Origin of the sequence: Pseudogulbenkiania sp. NH8B (genome assembly GCF_000283535.1) — a bacterium.
Lineage (GTDB): Bacteria > Pseudomonadota > Gammaproteobacteria > Burkholderiales > Chromobacteriaceae > Pseudogulbenkiania > Pseudogulbenkiania ferrooxidans.
Genome location: NC_016002.1, coordinates 1,660,449 through 1,680,270, shown reverse-complemented (window position 1 = coordinate 1,680,270; position 19,822 = coordinate 1,660,449). Strand labels below are relative to the sequence as shown.

General features: G+C 66.1%; 14 protein-coding genes. 11 read left to right on the top strand and 3 right to left on the bottom strand.

The genetic code is table 11. From position 1 onward, the window contains the following. Positions 1–12: 12 nt before the first annotated feature. The 11 genes from pta (at position 13) to NH8B_RS07715 (ending at position 17,246) form a co-directional block, all read left to right on the top strand. Positions 13–2,100, top strand: coding sequence for a phosphate acetyltransferase (pta, locus tag NH8B_RS07765; protein WP_014086784.1), 2,088 nt, complete (start codon positions 13–15; stop codon positions 2,098–2,100). A 171-nt stretch (positions 2,101–2,271) separates the two neighbouring features. Then, on the top strand, positions 2,272–3,753 hold the full coding sequence (locus NH8B_RS07760; RefSeq protein WP_014086783.1) for a methyl-accepting chemotaxis protein: 1,482 nt from the start codon (positions 2,272–2,274) through the stop codon (positions 3,751–3,753). 114 nt (positions 3,754–3,867) lie between these two features. Then, a complete protein-coding gene (locus NH8B_RS07755) occupies positions 3,868–4,887 on the top strand; it encodes a sulfate ABC transporter substrate-binding protein (RefSeq protein WP_014086782.1) in 1,020 nt (339 codons plus the stop codon). A gap of 242 nt (positions 4,888–5,129) precedes the next feature. Continuing rightward, positions 5,130–5,966, top strand: a complete 837-nt coding sequence (cysT, locus tag NH8B_RS07750) for a sulfate ABC transporter permease subunit CysT (protein WP_014086781.1) — start codon at positions 5,130–5,132, stop codon at positions 5,964–5,966. Beyond that, positions 5,966–6,841: a sulfate ABC transporter permease subunit CysW gene (gene cysW, locus NH8B_RS07745; RefSeq protein ID WP_014086780.1), complete on the top strand. Its 876-nt coding sequence runs from the start codon at positions 5,966–5,968 to the stop codon at positions 6,839–6,841. Before cysT ends, cysW begins: the two co-directional genes overlap by 1 nt. A 107-nt stretch (positions 6,842–6,948) precedes the next feature. Next, positions 6,949–8,031, top strand: coding sequence for a sulfate/molybdate ABC transporter ATP-binding protein (locus NH8B_RS07740; protein WP_014086779.1), 1,083 nt, complete (start codon positions 6,949–6,951; stop codon positions 8,029–8,031). Beyond that, entirely contained in the window at positions 8,028–8,960 is a 933-nt protein-coding gene (locus tag NH8B_RS07735) for a CysB family HTH-type transcriptional regulator (protein WP_014086778.1), read from the top strand. The genes NH8B_RS07740 and NH8B_RS07735 overlap by 4 nt, the downstream gene beginning before the upstream one ends. A gap of 302 nt (positions 8,961–9,262) precedes the next feature. Then, positions 9,263–10,729 (top strand): hypothetical protein, encoded by a 1,467-nt coding sequence (locus NH8B_RS07730; protein WP_014086777.1) that lies wholly within the window; start codon positions 9,263–9,265, stop codon positions 10,727–10,729. Positions 10,730–10,847: 118 nt separating this feature from the next. Beyond that, positions 10,848–14,792, top strand: coding sequence for an ATP-dependent RNA helicase HrpA (gene hrpA / locus NH8B_RS07725; RefSeq protein ID WP_014086776.1), 3,945 nt, complete (start codon positions 10,848–10,850; stop codon positions 14,790–14,792). Positions 14,793–14,850: 58 nt separating this feature from the next. Continuing rightward, positions 14,851–16,005, top strand: coding sequence for an HD-GYP domain-containing protein (locus NH8B_RS07720; RefSeq protein WP_014086775.1), 1,155 nt, complete (start codon positions 14,851–14,853; stop codon positions 16,003–16,005). A 74-nt stretch (positions 16,006–16,079) separates the two neighbouring features. Then, positions 16,080–17,246, top strand: coding sequence for an HD-GYP domain-containing protein (locus NH8B_RS07715; protein WP_014086774.1), 1,167 nt, complete (start codon positions 16,080–16,082; stop codon positions 17,244–17,246). A 203-nt stretch (positions 17,247–17,449) separates the two neighbouring features. Here the strand turns inward: NH8B_RS07715 and nagZ are convergent, their stop codons facing one another. From nagZ to pdxJ, 3 genes are read right to left on the bottom strand one after another with little or no spacing between them, the layout of a single operon-like run. Further along, entirely contained in the window at positions 17,450–18,535 is a 1,086-nt protein-coding gene (nagZ, locus tag NH8B_RS07710) for a beta-N-acetylhexosaminidase (RefSeq protein WP_014086773.1), read from the bottom strand. Between the two features lie 5 nt (positions 18,536–18,540). Next, positions 18,541–18,954: a holo-ACP synthase gene (gene acpS, locus NH8B_RS07705; protein ID WP_014086772.1), complete on the bottom strand. Its 414-nt coding sequence runs from the start codon at positions 18,952–18,954 to the stop codon at positions 18,541–18,543. A gap of 12 nt (positions 18,955–18,966) precedes the next feature. After that, positions 18,967–19,704 (bottom strand): pyridoxine 5'-phosphate synthase, encoded by a 738-nt coding sequence (gene pdxJ, locus NH8B_RS07700; protein ID WP_014086771.1) that lies wholly within the window; start codon positions 19,702–19,704, stop codon positions 18,967–18,969. Positions 19,705–19,822 lie beyond the last annotated feature (118 nt).

The window sequence follows — 19,822 nt, the reverse complement described above, 5'->3', positions numbered from 1 at the left end:
AGGAACGATTTCATGCAGACCTTCTTTCTGGCCCCGCTGGGCTTTGATGCCGGGCTGACCTCGGTGGCGCTGGGCATGATCCGCGCGCTGGAGCAGGCCGGGCTGCGCGTTGGCTTCGTCAAGCCGATCGCCCAGGGTGCCGGCCATCACGAACCCGAGCGTTCCACCCACTTCGCCCGCGCCATCTGTCACCTGGCCTCGCCGGAGCCGCTCACGATGGAGCGGGTGGAGCATTTCCTCAGCCAGGGCCAGGTCGACCAGCTGATGGAAGAGGTGGTCAGCCTGTACCAGCAGGCGGCCCGCAACGTCGACGTGGTGATCGTGGAGGGACTGGTGCCGGACCAGAAGCACCCCTACTCCACCTTCCTCAACACCCGGATCGCACGCAACCTGCAGGCGCAAACCATCCTGGTCGGCGCCGCCGACAAGCTGGCCAGCCACGAGATCGCCGAACAGCTGGAAATCAGCATCCAGGCCTTCGGCGGCGACCACGGCAGCACCGCCGGCTACATCCTCAACCGCGTCTCGAAGCAGCATGACACCGCGCAGATGGCACTGGAGATCCTGGAGTCGAGCCAGGCGCTGCAGCACAACCGCCTGCCGCTCTTGGGCGCGATTCCGCTCGAACCCGAGCTGTTGGCACCGCGCACCATGGACGTGGCCAACTACCTCAAGGCGCGCCTGGTGCACGCCGGTCAGATGACGCGCCGCCGCGTGCGCAGCACCGTGATCACCGCGCGCACCGTGCCCAACATCGTGCACCTGCTGAAGCCAGGCGCATTGATCGTGACGCCGGGCGACCGCGAGGACATCGTGCTCGCCACCGCCATGGCCAGCATGAACGGCGTGCCGCTGGCCGGCTTGCTGCTGACCTGCGACGCGATGCCCGATCCGCGCATCCAGCAGCTGTGCCACCAGGCCTTCACCAGCGGCCTGCCGGTGCTGGCTTCGGAGTCGAACACGCTGGAGACCACCAGCCTGCTGACCAATATGAGCCTGCAGGTGCCGGCCGACGACCTGGAGCGCATGGAACAGGTGATCGACTTCGTCGCCGAGCACCTCGATGCCAAGGCGCTGCGCAACCGTGTCGGCGCGCCGCGCGAGCACCGTCTGCCGCCCCCGGCGTTCCGCTTCCAGCTGATGGAAAAGGCGCGCCAGGCCAACAAGCGCATCGTGCTGCCGGAGGGCAACGAGCCGCGCACCATCAAGGCCGCCGCGATCTGCCACGAGAAGCGCATTGCGCAGTGCGTGCTGATCGGCAGCCGTGCCGAGATCGAACAGGTGGCCGAGGCGCAGGGCGTGGCCCTGCCGGCCGACATCGAGATCATGGACCCGAACGAGGTACGCGGCCGCTACATCGAGCCGATGATCGAACTGCGCAAGAACAAGGGCCTCAATGCGCCGATGGCCGAGCAGCAGCTGGAGGACAACGTGGTGCTGGGCACCATGATGCTGGCGCTGGACGAGGTGGACGGCCTGGTGTCGGGCGCGGTGCACACCACCGCCAACACCATCCGCCCGGCGCTGCAGCTGATCAAGACCGCGCCCGAGGCGAAACTGGTGTCGTCGGTGTTCTTCATGCTGATGCCGGAGCAGGTGCTGGTCTACGGCGACTGCGCGGTGAACCCGGACCCGAGCGCCGACGAACTGGCCGACATCGCCATCCAGTCGGCCGATTCCGCCGCCGCCTTCGGCATCCCGCCGCGCGTGGCGATGATCTCCTACTCCACCGGCTCGTCCGGCAGCGGCGACGACGTGGAGAAGGTGCGCGAAGCGACGCGGCTGGCGCGCGAGAAGCGCCCCGACCTGATCATCGACGGCCCGATGCAGTACGACGCCGCCAGCGTGGAGAGCGTCGGCCGGCAGAAGGCGCCGGACAGCCCGGTGGCCGGCCGCGCCACGGTGTTCGTGTTCCCCGAACTCAACACCGGCAACACCACCTACAAGGCGGTGCAGCGTTCGGCCAACGTGGTCAGCGTCGGCCCGATGCTGCAGGGGCTGAGGAAGCCGGTGAACGACCTGTCGCGCGGCGCGCTGGTCGACGACATCGTCTACACCATCGCGCTGACCGCGATCCAGGCCGACCAGCAAGCCGGCTGAAGCCGCCCCGCCCCCGCCCGACGTGGTGAAAACACACCACGCTGCGGCTCAACCCGTTGCATCAATCAAACACTTGTTTTAGATTGGTGCGGCGGGTTTTTTTACGTTTGCACGCCCCGAAAAACACACAACAAACAACGACATAACAATCGAGGAACGGGAGGATTCAACATGGCTATCCGCCACATTACCGAATGGTTCATTCCGGATCGGGTGCGCGAGTCGCACGAGCTGGCCATCCGCGCCCGCACCGTGATCAGCGTCGGGCTCTTGGCCGGGCTGATCGTGCCGGTGTTCGCGCTGTCCTATTTCGAGCTGCACCACCCGGCCATGGCCTGGGGTCTCCTGGCCGGCGGCGCCGGCCTGCTGCTGGGGCCGGTGCTGCTCAAGCTCACCGGCGCCATCCGCTTCACCGCCGAGTTCACCATCGGCTGCATGTTCGCGCTGGTGGGCTGGATGGGCTACGTCAACGGCGGCATCCTGTCGTCCAGCGTGGTGTGGTACGCCTCGATTCCGTTCACCGCGATCTTCGTCGGCGGGCGGCGCTCCGGCGTGGCGTGGACGCTGCTGACGCTGCTCGCCATCGGCCTGTTCCTGCTGCTCGAGAGCGATCCGGGCGCCCTGCCCGAGGTGCCGATTCCCACCGACGAGCATCCCAGGCTCTTGGCCAAGTCGCTGGCCGGCCTGTCGCTGGTGGTGCTGAGCCTGGCCTGGGCCTTCGACAAGGCCAAGGCGCAGGGCTTCCAGAAACTGGAAACGGCGCGCACCGAAGCCGAACGCGCCACCCAGGCCATGCAGCAGATGATGGAGCAGGTCAGGCGCTCGATCCACGCCGCCGCCTCGGCCAGCCGCGAGATCGCCAGCAGCACCACGCTGATGGCGCGCACCATGGCCGAGCAGCGCCAGCGCACCGAAGACATGGTGGTGTCGGCGCAGCAGATGGCGGTGGTCACCGGTGAAAACACCGAGCAGTCGATCAGCGCCACGCGCATGGCGGAGGACGCCGGCCAGGCCGCCAGCCTGGGCGGGCAGGCCATGGACCAGGCGGTGGACCAGCTCAACCAGGCCGGCCAGGTGATCTCGCACGCCGCCAGCCGGCTCGAGGCGCTGGAAAAATGCAGCGCCGAGGTGAGCGGCATCGTGCAGCTGATCCGCGACATCGCCGAGCAGACCAACCTGCTGGCGCTCAACGCCGCGATCGAGGCGGCACGCGCCGGCGAATCGGGACGCGGCTTCGCCGTGGTGGCGGACGAGGTACGCAAGTTGGCCGAAAGAACGCAGGGCGCCACGCTCGACATCGAGCAGAAGATCCGCCTCATCGTCGACGGCACCAACCAGTCGGTCGACGCCATGCGCGACGGCAACACCCAGATGCAGGCCGGACGCAGCCACGCCCTGGCGGCGCAGGACAGGCTCGCCGGCATCATCGGCGACACCCACCGCCTGGGCGGGCTGCTGCGGCAGGTGTCGAGCGCCGAGGCCAGCCAGAACCAGGGCTTCGTCCAGTTCGCCGGCACCATCACGGCGATGGGCGAAGCCACGCGCACGCTGACGGCGGAAACCGAGACCATCGCCGACGCCACGCACCGCCTCGACGGCCTGATCGACGAGCTGGGGCTGAGCGTCGCCCAGTTCCAGCACCGGGCCGCCTGAACCGCGCGGCGCCAAATCAGCGCAAGGAATTTGCTTTGCCGTTTTTCTTGGTTCGGGAAACAAAACGGCGTGGCTACAGTGGTGACCATTCCAAACCGAAACAGGAACCGCACCATGTCCTTGCGCACCTTCCCCGTTCTGGCCTCCACCCTCGCCCTGCTGGGCGCCGCCGCCCCGGCCCTGGCCGACGTCTCCCTGCTCAACGTCTCCTACGACCCGACGCGCGAGCTGTACCAGGACTTCAACACCGCTTTCGCCAAGTACTGGAAAGCCAAGACCGGTGAAGCCGTCAGCGTCAAGCAGTCGCACGGCGGCTCCGGCAAGCAGGCGCGCGCGGTGATCGACGGCCTGGAGGCCGACGTGGTGACGCTGGCGCTGGGCTACGACGTGGATGCCTTGAACACCGAAGCCAAGCTGATTCCGCCGAATTGGCAGAAGCGCCTGCCCAACAACGCCTCGCCCTACACCTCGACCATCGTGTTCCTGGTGCGCAAGGGCAACCCCAAAGGCATCCACGACTGGAACGACCTGATCAAGCCGGGCGTGGACGTGGTGACGCCGAACCCGAAAACCTCCGGCGGCGCGCGCTGGAACTACCTGGCGGCGTGGGGTTACGCGCTGAAGCAGCCGGGCGGCAACGACGCCAAGGCCAGGGACTTCGTCAAGAAGGTCTACCAGCACGTCAAGGTGCTGGATTCCGGCGCGCGCGGCGCCACCGTCACCTTCACCCAGCGCGGCATCGGCGACGTGCTGCTGGCCTGGGAAAACGAGGCCTACCTTTCCACCAAGGAGCTGGGGCCGGACAAGTTCGACATCGTCACGCCTTCGGTCTCCATCCTGGCCGAGCCGCCGGTCAGCGTGGTGGACAAGGTGGTCGACAAGCACGGCACGCGCAAGGTGGCCGAGGCCTACCTGCAGTACCTGTACACCCCGGAGGGCCAGGAGCTGGCGGCGCAGAACTACTACCGTCCGCGCGACGCCAGGATTGCCGCCAAGTACGCCAGCCAGTTCAGCCCCGGAGCGTCCAAACAACTGAAGCTGTTCACCATCGACCAGCTGTTCGGCGGCTGGAGCAAGGCGCAGAAGACCCACTTCGCCGACGGCGGCGTGTTCGATCAGATCCAGGCCCGCTAAGCCGACGCCGCCTCCCCTCAGCCGTTCTCCACTTCATCACGCCGCGTCGCCCGACCGGCGTGTTTTTTTGTGATCGACAGGCATTCCGGTTATCGGCACCTGCCCGATTCCCTTTTCCGGAATTCGAATAAGCATCGAAGAATTCCTTATTTTTAGAATAAGGGAACTGCTTATATGCTGGTTTCGGTTATTAAGGGGAGTCGCCATATGTCCAATCGTTCACCAAGCAAGGGAGGAAGCGCATGAAGTCCGCCACCCTCCCGCGCGTCTTGCCGGGGTTCACGCTGTCACTGGGCTACACCATCAGCTATCTGTCGCTGATCGTGCTGATTCCGCTCGCGGCGGTGTTCATCAAGACCGCCGCCATGCCGCTGGACGCGTTCTGGCAGGCCGTCACGGCGCCGCGCGTGCTGGCCTCGTACCGCCTGAGCTTCGGCATGGCGCTGTTGGCCGCCACCATCAACAGCGTGTTCGGCCTGCTGTTGGCATGGTCGCTGGTGCGCTACCGCTTTCCCGGCAAGAAACTGGTCGATGCCCTGGTCGACCTGCCGTTCGCCTTGCCCACCGCGGTGGCCGGCATCGCGCTCACCGCGCTGTACGCCGGCAACGGCTGGATCGGCCGCCATCTCGAGCCGCTGGGCATCAAGGTGGCATTCGGCCCGCTGGGCGTGCTGGTGGCGCTGGTGTTCATCGGTCTGCCCTTCGTGGTGCGCACGGTGCAGCCGGTGCTGGAAGACCTCGACACCGAGCTGGAAGAAGCCGCCACCAGCCTCGGCGCGCACCGCTGGCAGACCTTCCGCCACGTCATCCTGCCAGCGCTGCAGCCGGCGCTGATGACCGGTTTCGCGCTGGCCTTCGCGCGCGCCGTCGGCGAGTACGGCTCGGTGATCTTCATCGCCGGCAACATCCCGATGGTGTCGGAAATCACCCCGCTGATGATCATCAGCAAGCTCGAACAATACGATTACCGTGGCGCCACGGCGATTGCCAGCGTGATGCTGGTGGTGTCGTTCCTGCTGCTGTTGGCGATCAACGGGCTGCAGGCGTGGCAAGCGAAACGTAGCGGGAGGAGCGCGTAATGAGTGCAACTGTCAGCAATCTGTACGCCCAGCACGACCGCGCCGCGCTGCTGGAAAGCCGCCAGGCCACCCGCGAGAACCCCTGGGTCAAGGGCAGCATCCTGGTGCTGGCGCTGGGCTTCTTCGCCGTGTTCCTGCTGTTGCCGCTCGCGGTGGTGTTCGTCGAGGCCCTGGCCAAGGGCTGGGGCACCTATCTCGAGGCGCTGACCGAGCCCGACGCGCGCTCGGCGATCTGGCTCACGCTGAGCGCGGCGGCGATCTCGGTGCCGCTCAACCTGGTGTTCGGCGTGGCGGCGGCGTGGGCGATCACCCGCTTCGAGTTCCACGGCAAGCAGCTCCTGATCACGTTGATCGACCTGCCGTTCTCGGTGTCGCCGGTGGTGGCGGGCCTGGTCTACGTGCTGGTGTTCAGCAACCACGGCTGGTTCGGGCCGTGGCTGTCGGCGCACGACATCAAGATCATCTTCGCCATCCCCGGCATCGTGCTGGCGACGGTGTTCGTCACCGTCCCGTTCATCGCCCGCGAGCTGATCCCGCTGATGCAGGCGCAAGGCCGGGAGGAAGAAGAAGCGGCGGTGGTGCTGGGCGCGCGCGGCTGGCAGGTGTTCTGGCACGTCACGCTCCCCAATATCCGCTGGGCGCTGCTCTACGGCGTGATCCTGAGCAACGCCCGTGCCATGGGCGAGTTCGGTGCGGTGTCGGTGGTGTCCGGGCACATCCGCGGCGAGACCAATACCCTGCCCTTGCACGTCGAGATTCTTTACAACGAATACAACTTCGCCGCCGCCTTCGCCGTGGCCTCGCTGCTCGCCATGCTGGCGCTGTTGACCCTGGTGGTGAAGAGCTGGGTGGAATGGCGCGCTCGGAGCGACTGACAAGCTGGCCTCCTGCGTTGTTGCGCCACCTTCTGGGTGGCGCAACAACGCAGGAGCCGTGGCACTGATTTTTGTTAGCCCGCCAAGGCGTGGCTAAGGAGAGCAACATGAGCATCCAGGTACAGAACATCCACAAGGCCTTCGGCCACTTCGTCGCGCTGGACGACCTCAGCCTTGATTTTCCCAGCGGCGAGCTGGTCGCCCTGCTGGGTCCGTCCGGTTGCGGCAAGACCACCTTATTGAGGGTCATCGCCGGGCTGGAACAAGCCGATTCCGGCAAGGTGCTGCTGGACGGCGAGGACGCCTCGGACACCCACGTGCGCGAGCGCCAGGTCGGCTTCGTGTTCCAGCACTACGCGCTGTTCCGCCACATGACGGTGTTCGACAATGTCGCCTTCGGCTTGCGCATGAAGCCGCGCCAGCAACGCCCGTCCGAGGCCGAGATCAAGCGCAAGGTGCACGAACTGTTGCAACTGGTGCAGCTCGACTGGCTGGCCGACCGCTTCCCGGCCCAGCTCTCCGGCGGCCAGCGCCAGCGCATCGCGCTCGCCCGCGCCCTGGCGGTGGAGCCGCGCGTGCTGCTGCTGGACGAGCCGTTCGGCGCGCTCGACGCCAAGGTGCGCAAGGAACTGCGCCGCTGGCTGCGCCGCCTGCACGACGAGCTGCACATCACTTCGATCTTCGTCACGCACGACCAGGAAGAAGCGCTGGAGGTGGCCGACCGCGTGGTGCTGATGAACCACGGCAAGGTGGAACAGATCGGCACCCCGGACGAGGTCTATCGCCACCCGGCCACCTCTTTCGTCTACGGCTTTTTGGGTTCGGCCAACCGCTTCGAAGGACGCCACACGGCCGGCGGCATCGACGTCGGCGGCACGCGTCTGGCAACGTCGGCCGACCACGTCGGCGAGAACAGCGAGGTGGTCGCCTTCGTCCGTCCGCACGAGCTGGAAATTCGCCTGGATCAACAGGATGCCGGCATCCCGGCACGCATCACCCGCGTGCTCAGCGTCGGCGCCCTGACCCGCGTCGAGCTGGAAGGCAGCGGCAGCCAGGACGGCCAGCACTACGACGTCGAACTCCCGTACGAGACCTGGCACGCCCAGGCCTTCACCGCCGGCCAGCCGGTGCGCCTGCAGCCGCGCGCCTTGCGGGTGTTCACCCACAACGAAACGGCAGGACGAGCATGAACTTTCAGCAACTGCGCATCATCCGCGAGACGGTACGGCAGAATTTCAACCTCACCGAGGTCGCCAACGCGCTGTTCACCTCGCAATCGGGCGTCAGCAAGCACATCAAGGACCTGGAGGACGAGCTGGGTGTCGAGCTGTTCGTGCGCAAGGGCAAGCGCTTCCTCGGCCTGACCGATCCCGGCAAGGAACTCCTGACCATCGTCGAGCGCATGCTGCTCGACGCCGGCAACGTCAAAAGGTTGGCCGAACAGTTCAGCCAGCGCGATCAGGGCCAGCTCACCATCGCCACCACCCACACCCAGGCGCGCTACGCCCTGCCCAAGGTGGTGACGGCGTTCAAGCAGGCGTTCCCCAAGGTACACCTGGTGCTGCTGCAGGCGAGCCCGGACGAACTGGTGCGGCTGCTGCTGGACGGCCAGGCCGACATCGGCATCGCCACCGAGGCCATCTCGGCGGTGCCGGAACTGGTGTCCTTCCCCTATTACAGCTGGCACCACACCGTGATCGCGCCGCCGGGCCACCCGCTGCACGGCGTCAAGCCGCTGACGCTGGAGGCGCTGGCCGACTACCCGCTGGTCACCTACCACGAAGGCTTCACCGGCCGCGCCCAGATCGACCGCGCCTTCGCCGAGGCCGGGCTGTTGCCGGACGTGGTGATGGCGGCGCTCGACGCCGACGTGATCAAGACCTACGTCGAGCTGGAAATGGGGGTGGGCATCGTCGCCTCGATGGCGGTCGACGCGCAGCGCGACCAAGGCGTGGCCGAAGTGGACTCGGTGCCGCTGTTCGGCCACCAGACCTCGCGCATCGCCGTGCGCCGCGGCCATTACCTGAGGAGCTACGCCTACCGCTTCATCGAGCTGTGCTCGGCGGAGCTCGACGAAACCACGGTGCGCCAGGCTCTGGTGCCGACGGCGCCGGACTAGCGGCCCCTCTCCCGCCAGAACAGGGCGGCCAATCTGGCGACAAGGTTGACCGTCCTGTTTTTTGCCCCAGCCCACTGCCCGCCAGTGGCCCCGCCGGCCTTGTTCCGCATTCAGCCGCCATCGTCCTCCCCCGCCAGAGCCGGCGAAGGATAGAGATGCCTTGCTTGGCCGCTCGAAAAACGTTGCAATTGGCATATTTATTTTCAATAACACAAGCTCGACTGCTGGAGTTCTTACCAATCGCTTGCTCAGCAGCACAGACCCACCGCTTCCAATCCATCGGCAATGAGGAGTAATGCACTATGGGCATCAGCAAGGGCATCGATATCTACGGCTACGTCAGCAATCCCCCCTATGCGACTACCGCTGAGACTCGGGGTAACGACGATCTGACTTTTAGTCAGAATGACTACACGCTCATCGGCAAGATGCGCCACGGCCACCGCGAGATCGACAGCGGCAACATCGACTGGGACGAGCACACCGGCCGCGTCACCCTGCAGGCCAAGGTCGACGGCAGCAAGGTTCTCTCCCGCTATGTGGAGATCGCCCCCTCCACCGGCAGCCTGGGCAACACCGACATGGGCAACATGCTCGATACCAACTCGGTCATTGCCCCCGGCCGCTACGCGCTGTCCTACGGTTTCTACGACGCCGGCCGCAACCAGTCGCACCAGGCCTACCTCTACCTCACCGAAGACTACAGCCACTGGATGGGCAACCTCGCCACCACCAAGCCGGCGGTGCTGGCGGCCTCCTTCGGCAAGTTCGTGTTGCCCGGCGCCCACGATGCCGGCATGTTTACCGGCCTGGGCAGTGCAGGTGAGGCCCGCGATCTCATCCACCGCCTGATCGCACACTATGGCGACCGGGAGAAGGCCGCGGCGGCCATCGTCGCTACGCTGGGCTTGGGATTAGCATCGCTCACTACGCTAGGGCCGGTACTGATCGCGGCGTTGACCGCCGCCCTAGTACTACTGGAAACGACCGACACCCCGCTGCGCGCGCTGGTGAACCTGGGCTACACCCAGAAAGAGCCGATCAGCACCCAGCTGACGCTGGGTACCCGCTACTTTGACTTCCGGCCCGGCTACAACGCCAGCTTCTACCGCAAGGACAACCTGCTGCGCCACCAGCATGCGTTCATCCCCGGCTGCCGCTTCGACGACTTCCTCCGTCGCGTGGTCGAGTTCCTGGGCAGCCACCCGCAGGAAATCGTGGTCGTCAACATCAAGTACGATGGTTTCCTGGAAGACGGCATGAAGCCGGCCGATAGCGAGATCACCCGCTACCTGGGCGCCGCGCTGGCCGGCAAAGGCATCGCACTAGGGGACAAGACCGATTTGCAGACCAGCTACCAGAACCTGCTCGACAGCCACAAACGGCTGATCGTGCTGGAAGGCAACAGCGACTGCCGCGACTCCTACTCGGACAGAGGTTACGCCACCGACAACCCAGACAGCATCATCGACTGCCTGAACCAGGCGCTGAACCAGCCGGAGAAGACCTGGACCGTATTGCAACTGCAAGGTACCTACACCGCCACCGAGGAAGGCATCGCCAAGGCGGTGGCCACCTTCAGCGATGCTGCCTCGCCGCTGCTGTCCACCAAGGCAAGGTTCGATCACGCCACCTACCCGTGGGCCGCCGATCGTCGTCATGTCGCCGACCGTTGCGGCGACCGGCTGCTGGTACTGCTCAACGACTTCGTCGACAACGCGCTGACCAGCCACTGCCTGGCGATCACCAAACAACGCCACGGCGAATAGAGCGGATCGGTGGAAGGGACGCACGCCATGCTGTCCGGCTGGCGGGTGGTCTCTTCCCTCCAGCCGCCTCGGCGCCTCTGCTATACTCGCGCTTTCCCGTTTTCGCCGTTCTTTACGCATGACCACCACCCGCCCGCTGGCCGAACTGAAGGCCGCCCTGCCCTCCTGCCTGATCCGCGACCGTCACGGTCTGAAACGCAAGCTGGCCGACGTCGAACAACGGCTGAAGAAACAGCAGCCGTCCGACAAGCTGCTGGCCGACGTGGCGCAGCAGATCGCCCGCTCGCAGGGCCGCGCCGAAGCGCGTTCGGCCAACCTGCCCAAGCCGGAATTCGACCTCGCGCTGCCGGTCAACCAGAAGCGCGAGGAGATTCGCGCCGCCATCGCCAAACACCAAGTGGTGATCATCTGCGGCGAGACCGGCTCGGGCAAGACCACGCAGATCCCCAAGATCTGCCTGGAGCTGGGCCGCGGCGTGTACGGGCTGATCGGCCACACCCAGCCGCGCCGGCTCGCCGCGCGCTCGGTGGCGACGCGCATCGCGCAGGAGCTGGGCAGCGAACTGGGTGCCCACGTCGGCTTCAAGGTGCGCTTCACCGACAAGCTCTCGGACAAATCCGTCATCAAGCTGATGACCGACGGCATCCTGCTGGCGGAAACCCAGACCGACCGCTACCTCGAAGCCTACGACACCATCATCATCGACGAGGCGCACGAGCGCAGCCTCAACATCGACTTCCTCTTGGGCTACCTCAAGCAGATGCTGCCGCGTCGGCCCGACCTGAAGGTGATTGTCACCTCGGCCACCATCGACGCCGAGCGCTTCGCACGCCACTTCGACGGCGCCCCGGTGATCGAGGTCTCCGGCCGCACCTTCCCGGTGGAGGTGCGCTACCGCCCGCTCAAGGAGCGTGACGAGGACGAGCGTGAAGTGGAAATGGAAGACGCCATCGTCGACGCGGTGGACGAAATCTCGCGCCACGGCCCGGGCGACATGCTGGTGTTCCTGCCCGGCGAGCGCGAGATTCGTGACACGGCGGAGAAGCTGCGCAAGTCCGGCATCCGCGGCTACGAGATCCTGCCGCTGTTCGCCCGCCTCTCCAACGAAGACCAGCAGAAGATCTTCAAGCCGTCGGGCGGACGACGCATCGTGCTCGCCACCAACGTGGCGGAAACCTCGCTCACCGTGCCCGGCATCAAGTACGTGATCGACACCGGCCTCGCCCGCCTCAACCGTTACTCGCCGCGCGCCAAGGTCGAGCAGCTGCAAGTCGAAAAGATTTCCCAGGCGGCGGCGCGCCAGCGTGCCGGCCGCTGCGGCCGGGTCGAGGCCGGCGTCTGCGTACGGCTTTACGGCGAAGACGACTTCAACGCCCGCCCGGCGTTCACCGACCCGGAAATCGTGCGCTCCAACCTCGCCGCCGTGATCCTGCGCATGGCGGCGCTCCGCCTCGGCCGCGTCGACGACTTCCCCTTCCTCGAAGCGCCGTCGTCGCGCCTGATCGCCGACGGCTACCAGGTGCTGACCGAGCTGGGCGCGGTGGATGAGAAGAGCGAGCTGACTGCGGTCGGCAAGGAACTGGCGCGGCTGCCGATCGACCCCAAGATCGGCCGCATGCTACTCGCCGCGCGCGATCTCGGCTGCGTGCGCGAGGTGCTGATCATCGCCGCCGCGCTCTCCATCCAGGACCCGCGTGAGCGGCCGTTCGAAGCGCGCGAGGCGGCCGAGCGGGCGCAGCAGAAATTCGCCGACGAGAAATCGGACTTCCTGTCCTTCCTGCACCTGTGGGATTTCTTCCAGGACGCGCTCAAGCACAAGAAGTCCAACCGCCAGCTCATCAACCTGTGCCACGAGCATTTCCTGTCCTATCTCAGGATGCGCGAATGGCGCGAACTGCACGGCCAGCTGGCCGAGATCGCCGCCGAGCTGGGGCTGATCCAGCGCCACGAGGCACACGCCGACGCCGAGCCTTCGGCCAACCTCGAGCAGCTTAGCGTCAAGAAGCGCCAGCAGCTCGACGCCGTGGCCTACGAGCGCCTGCACCAGGCGCTGCTGACCGGCCTGATCGGCAACCTCGGCATGAAATCGCAGGAGAGCGACGACTACCTCGGCACGCGCGGCGTGCATTTCCACGTCTTCCCCGGCTCCGGCCTGAAGAAGGCCAAGCCGAAATGGCTGGTGGCGGCCGAACTGGTGGAAACCACCAAGCTCTACGCCCGCTGCGTCGGCAAGGTGGAGCCGGAGTGGGTGGAGAAACTCGCCCCGCACCTGATCAAGTACCACTACTTCGACCCGCACTGGGAAAAAACCCGCGGCGAAGTGGTGGCGAGCGAGCGCGTCACGCTCTACGGCCTGACCCTGGTGCCGCGCCGCCCGGTCAGCTACGGCCGCATCGCACCCGAGGAAGCGCGCGAACTGTTCATCCGCGGCGCGCTGGTGGCGATGGAGTACGTCAGCAACGCGCCCTGGTTCCAGCGCAACCAGCAGCTCATCCGCGAGGTCGAGCAGCTCGAACACAAGGCGCGGCGCCAGGACGTGCTGGTGGACGAAGACGCGCTGTTCGCCTTCTATGCCGAGCGCATTCCGGCGCACGTGGTCGACGCCGCCAGTTTCGAAGCCTGGCGCAAAGAGGCCGAGCAGGCCGACCCCAAGCGGCTGTTCCTGACGCGCGAAGAGCTGATGCGCCACGCCGCCCAGCACGTCACCGTCAACCAGTTCCCGGAATGGCTCGAGCACGAAGACGGCAAGCTGCGCCTGAAGTACCGCTTCGAACCCAACCATCCGCTCGACGGCGTCACCGTGGACGTGCCGCTCGCCATCCTCAACCGGCTCGAGCCGGCGCCGTTCGAATGGCTGGTGCCCGGCATGATCCGCGAAAAACTGCAGCTGATGATCAAGAGCCTGCCCAAGCAGGTGCGCCGCACCTGCGTGCCGGTACCGGATTTCGTCACGCGCTTCCTTTCGGCCAACCCCGACACCACACAGCCGATCGCCCCGCAGCTGGCACGCTTCATCCTGCGCGAAACCGGCGGCGTGAAAGTGGCCGTGGACGACTTCGACCTCGCCACGCTACCGCTGCACCTGCTGTTCAACTTCCGCGTCATCGACGACGGCAAGCAGGAAATCGGCCTCGGCCGCGATCTGCTCGCTCTGCAGAAGCAGTTCGGCCAGGCCGCGCAGCTCACCTTCCGCGACACCTCGGCCGAGTTCGAGCGCGACGACGTCACCAGCTGGGACTTCGGCGAACTGCCGGCGGCGATCCAGTTCGCCCGCGGCCGCCAGCAGCTCACCGGCTACCCCGCACTGACGCTGGAAACCGACAAGGTGGCGATCCGCCTCTACGACACCGAATACACCGCCAGCCGCGCCCACCGCCAGGGTGTGGTGCGGCTGCTTCAGCTGCAGCTCAAGGAGCAGATGAAGCAGCTCGGCAAGGGCCTGCCCGGCATGACCCAGCTCGGCCTGCAATTGCGGGGCGTGGCCAACGTCGACGACCTGCTGGCCGACGCCATCGCCTGCATCTGCGACCGTGCCTTCATCGGCGACGACGAGCCGCCGCGCACCGAGAAAGCCTTCAACGACCAGAAGGCGCGCGCGCGCACCCGGCTGCCGGCGGTGATCCAGGCGGTGACCGCCTACCTCAACCAGATCGCCGGCGAATACCAGGCGCTGCAACCCAAGCTCGCCAAGCACAAACTCGGCCGCGAACTGACCGAACAACTCGGCCGCCTGGTCTACAAGGGCTTCCTCTCCGCCACGCCGTGGAGCCAGCTGCCGCACCTGCCGCGCTACCTGAAGGCGATGAGCCTGCGCATGGACAAGCAGGTGGCCAACGCTCAGCGCGACGGTCAGCGTGCCGCCGAGATCCGCCAGCTCTGGACGCTGTGGGAAACCCGCCTGGCCGAAGCCGAAGACAAGGGCGAGGCAACCCCGGCGCTCGCCGAGTTCCGCTGGAAAATCGAGGAGTTGCGCGTCAGCCTGTTTGCCCAAGAGCTGAAAACACCTTACCCTGTTTCGCTCAAGCGTTTGATGAAAGAATGGGAAACCATTTCGGGTAAATAAGTCCCCGACCTTGTTTATCGGGCTAAACTTGTAGCGTGGCTTGGAGAATCGAAAAAGAATGACATCGTCTTCTGGAAAAAACCCGCTGGACAGCCTCATCAAGGTCGGGGAAGCACTGCCCATCAACCTCTATACCAAGAGCGGCTTCCTGCTGCTCGGCAAGGGCCACTACGTCCTCACCGACAAGCAGAAGGAGCGTCTGCTGGCCCACAGCTCGCTCGAAGCCAGCCAGCGCGCCCAGCAGAACAAACCGGACCCCACCGCCAAGCGCGCCGACGTCCCGGCCGAGCTGATCGAACCGTTCGAGGAGGTGCACCACATCACCCCGTCGCTCGACTACCTGCTCAACTGCGCGCTGTCCGAGCCGATGTTCGAACTCAAGCTGCGCGAACTGGCCGAACGTCTGCTCGGCCTGTGCGACAAGGTGCCGGACGGCCTCTTGGCGTCGATGCTGCTGCTGCCGATCCAGCGCTACACCGCCGCGCACAGCATCCACACCGCCATCCTCGCCGCGTTGATCTCCAAGCGCCTGGACACGCCGGCGGATGCCCGCCTGATCCTGATCGCCGCCGCGCTCACCATGAACCTCTCCATCGCCCCGCTGATGGACGAGCTGTACAGCCAGGCCACCCCGCTGACCCCGGAGCAGCAGGAAGACGTCGCCGGGCACCCCCTGCTCAGCTCGGCGATCCTGCGCGAATGCGGCGTCACCGACGAACTGTGGCATACCCTGGTGCAACAGCATCACGAGGAATGGGACAGTTCCGGCTACCCGGAACGACTGGAGCGCACCGACATCCACCCGCTGGCCCACCTGCTGCATCTGGCTGACATTTCCGCCGCCAAGCTGGTGCCGCGCAGCTACCGCAAGGCCATCCTGCCGCAAAACGCGCTGGCCCAGTTGTTCAAGAACCGCGACCAGCAAGTCGACAGCCAGTACGTCACGCTGCTGGTGAAGGAAATGGGCGTCTACCCACCGGGCAGCTTCGTGCGCCTGGCCAACCACGAACTCGGCGTGGTGGTGGCCCGGCGTGAACGCGCCGACCAACCGCTGGTCGCCGCGCTGCGCCGCGAGGATGGTGCCGCCTACGGCGGGCCGCTGCTGCGCGAGACTCGCCTCAAGGAATACCAGATCGTCGGCATGATCCCGCTGAGCCAGGCCGGCATCCGCCCACAGTACCTTTCCGCGCTGTGGAAAAAGCGCAAGCACTAGGCCGTCATTATTCACCGCGCCGACGGTCCGGGCGCAGGCTACAATGGCGATCAGCCAATGCGTGATTTCCAACCATGAGCGATCTTCCCGACAACAAGTCCAAACTGCACCCCCTGCGGCTCAGGGTGGGGCAGGAATTGCCGGTCGACGTCTACGCCAACAACGGCCTTTTGCTGCTGAAAAAAGGCCATTACGTCCTGAGCGCCGAGCAACGCGACAAGCTGCTCAACGTCGGCGTGGGCGACAAGGACGCGATCGAGGCGCGGCTGGAGCGGGAGAAACGCGAACGTGCCGAAGCGCTGCGCCGGCAGGAAGAGGCGCAGCGCCCGGCCAACCCCCTGCTGGAAATGGAATTCCTCGGACAGCGGGCACAGGGCCTGCTGACGCACGGACTGGCGGTTGCCGGGCTGGCCGACAGCCTGCACAGCGTTGTCCGGCGTCTTCACGAACTGGCCGCCAGCCAGGCGGACGCCCTGCTGGCCGCCACCCTGCTGGTCCCACCGCGCGATCACGGCAGCGGCCATGCCCTGCACACTGCCGCACTGCTGGCGGTGCTGGCACGCCGCCTGGGCCTTGCCGAACAGGTCCAGCACAGCCTGATCGGGGCGGCGCTGACCATGAATATCGCGGTCACCGGCCTGCTCAACCAGATGTCCGCCCAAGACACCCCAGCCACGCAACAGCAACGCGAGGCCCTGTTCGCCCATCCGCTGCTAAGCTCGGCCATCCTGCGCGAGGCAGGCATAGCCGACGAGCTGTGGCACACCCTGGTACAGCAGCACCACGAGGAGTGGAACGGCTCGGGCTATCCGCATGGACTGAACCGCCACGATATCGACGCGCTGGCCCACCTGCTGCACCTGGCCGACGTGCTGACCAGCCGACTGTCCCCCTCGCCCAGTCATGCGACCGAGCCCGCCGCACGCATCATGGCCAAGCTGTTTCAGGGTGGCTACGGGGAGTTCGACCCACAATACACCGCGCTGCTGATCAAGGAGATCGGCATCTACCCGCCGGGCAGCTGCGTGCGCTTGGCCAACGGCGAAATCGCCATGGTCACCCACCGCCGCGAGAAAGCCAACGAACCCCGCGTGGCGGCGCTACGCAAGGCAGACGGCCCGCCCTACGCCGAGCCGCTGCTGCGCGAGACGCGCAACTCCGGCTACCACATCGTCGAGGCGGTGCCGCTCAGCCAGGCCGGGGTGCGCCCCGGCTTCCTGGCAAAACTGTGGAAACCCTGATCCCGCATCAAAAACAAACCTCCAGAAGCCTGTTTCAGTAGGCGAGCGAGCCAAAGCAGGTTGAGTTCCAGCGGAGCACAGGAACCGGAATGTACACGGAGTACATGAGGATTCCGCATCGCTGAGCGAATCTCTGGGCGAGAGTTCGCACGCAGTCCGCTGGCACTCAAGCGGCGCAGGCGCAGCCATCTAATGAGATAGGCTCAGCTGGCCTCGCCCACCGCGGGCCCCTTCAGCGCATCCGGCGGCATCGCCAGTCGCGCCACGGTGGCGCGGGCGGCGGCGAAATCGGCGCTATCCAGAGTCTTTTCCCACTCGGCCTGCGCGCCCTGTCCTTCCATGCGCGCCAGCCGCTCCGCCAATCCGGCGATGGCCGGATCTGCCAAGGCCGCCAGCAGTTCGTCGGCCAGATCCGGGCGGTTGCACACCAAGGCCATGTCGCAGCCCGCGACAAAGGCGGCGCGGGCACGCTCGGCGATGCCGCCGGCGCCAGCCGCACCTTCCATGCACAGGTCGTCGGAGAAGATCACCCCGTCGAACTTCACCTGCTGGCGCAGGATGTCCTGCAGCCAGATACGCGAGAAACCAGCCGGCTGGTCGTCCACCTGCGGGTAGACCACGTGCGCCGGCATCACCGAGGTGAGGCCGGCAGCGGAAAGACGCACGAAGGGTTTGATGTCGTCGGCCATCAGCTCGTCCAGGCTGCGCTCGTCGACCGGGATGACGTGATGGCTGTCGCCCTCGACATAGCCATGGCCTGGGAAGTGCTTGCCGCAGGTGGCCATGCCGCCGCGCTGGAGACCGCGCTGCAGCGCCAGCGCCAAGGCGGAAACCACTTCAGGGTCGCGGCTGAAGCTGCGGTTGCCGATCACGGCGCAACGCCCCCAGTCGAGGTCCAGCACCGGGGTGAACGACAGGTCGACGCCGCAGGCGCGCAGTTCCGCCGCCAGCACGTAACCGACGGTTTCGGCCAGGCTTTCGGCTTCTTGCGGGTCGCGCTGCCAGGCCTCGCCCAGCACGCGCATCGGCGGCAGGCGCGTGAAACCGTCGAGGAAGCGCTGCACCCGCCCCCCCTCATGATCCACCGCGATCAGCAAATGAGGGGAGCGCAGCGCGCGGATCTCAGCGGTCAGCGCCTTGAGCTGTTCGATGTTCTCGAAATTGCGCCGAAACAGGATCACCCCGCCGACCAGAGGATGGCGAAGCCGCACGCGCTCGGCATCGGTCAGGGTGAAACCCGCCACGTCCACCATCACGGGGCCACGCGGGAGGGATACAGTGCTGTACATAGGAATCAGGCCTGCAAAATGGCGGGAGGGTTGGCCGAAGGCACGCCCTCCAGTACGACAAAGGCGAGCGCATGGTCGCGCTCGTCGCTGATGGAGAGATGGCTGCTGACTACGCCGCGGCTTTCGGCGAACTGCTGCAGCGGCGGGCTGAAGACCAGCAAGGGCTTGCCTAGGGCGTCGTGATCGACGGCGATGGCGGTGAGCAGCACCGGCGCGCGGATGCCGGTGCCCAGGGCTTTCGACACCGCCTCCTTGACCGCGAAACGCTTGGCCAACAAGCGTGCCGGATCGCGGCTGGCGGCGAAAGCCGCCCACTCCGACGGCGCCAGGATGCGCCGCCCGGCCTTGTTGCCCCAGCGATCGAGCAGGGCCTGCATGCGCGCCACGGCGACGATGTCGGTGCCGATGCCATAGATCATGACTGGGGTCGCTTACTGGTGGGCCGCGTGCCGGCCTTCGATCATCAGCGCCTTCATCGAGCGGACCGCCTCGGGGAAGCCGACGAACAGCGCCTGGCTGACGATGGCGTGACCGATATTAAGTTCGGCGATTTCGGCAATCGCCGCCACCGGCTTCACGTTGTGATACGACAGGCCATGGCCGGCGTTGACCACGAAGTCCAGGTGCGCGGCAAACACCGCCGCCTCACGAACCCGAGCCAGTTCGCGCTCACGTTCCGCCTGATGCACCGCGTCGGCGTAGGCGCCGGTGTGCAGTTCGATGACGCGGGCGCCAGCGTCGCGGGCCGCTTCGATCTGCTGGTTGTCCGGGTCGATGAACAGCGAAACGCGAATGCCAGCCTCGGTGAGAGCCTGGGTATAGTCACGCACTTGGTCGAAATGACGGATCACGTCGAGGCCGCCCTCGGTGGTGATCTCCTCACGCTTTTCCGGCACCAGGCAGACATCCTCCGGTTTGACTGCCAGCGCATTGGCCAACATTTCCTCGGTCAGCGCCATCTCCAGGTTCATGCGTGTCTTGATCACCTGGCGCATCGCCACCACGTCGGCGTCCTGGATGTGGCGACGGTCTTCGCGCAGATGCAGGGTAATCAGGTCGGCACCGGCCGTCTCGGCAACCAGCGCCGCTTCGATCGGACTCGGGTAACGGGTGCCACGCGCCTGGCGCAGGGTGGCCACATGATCGATATTCACGCCCAACAGAATCATCATCTCACTCCATCGCCCCGGTCGGTCTTATTCCATTCAGGTTAGAAACGATCGCGTGTCCGCGACATGTCGCGCACGGCGCGCGGGTCCAGCTCAGCGTGGCCAATCCTTGAATTAA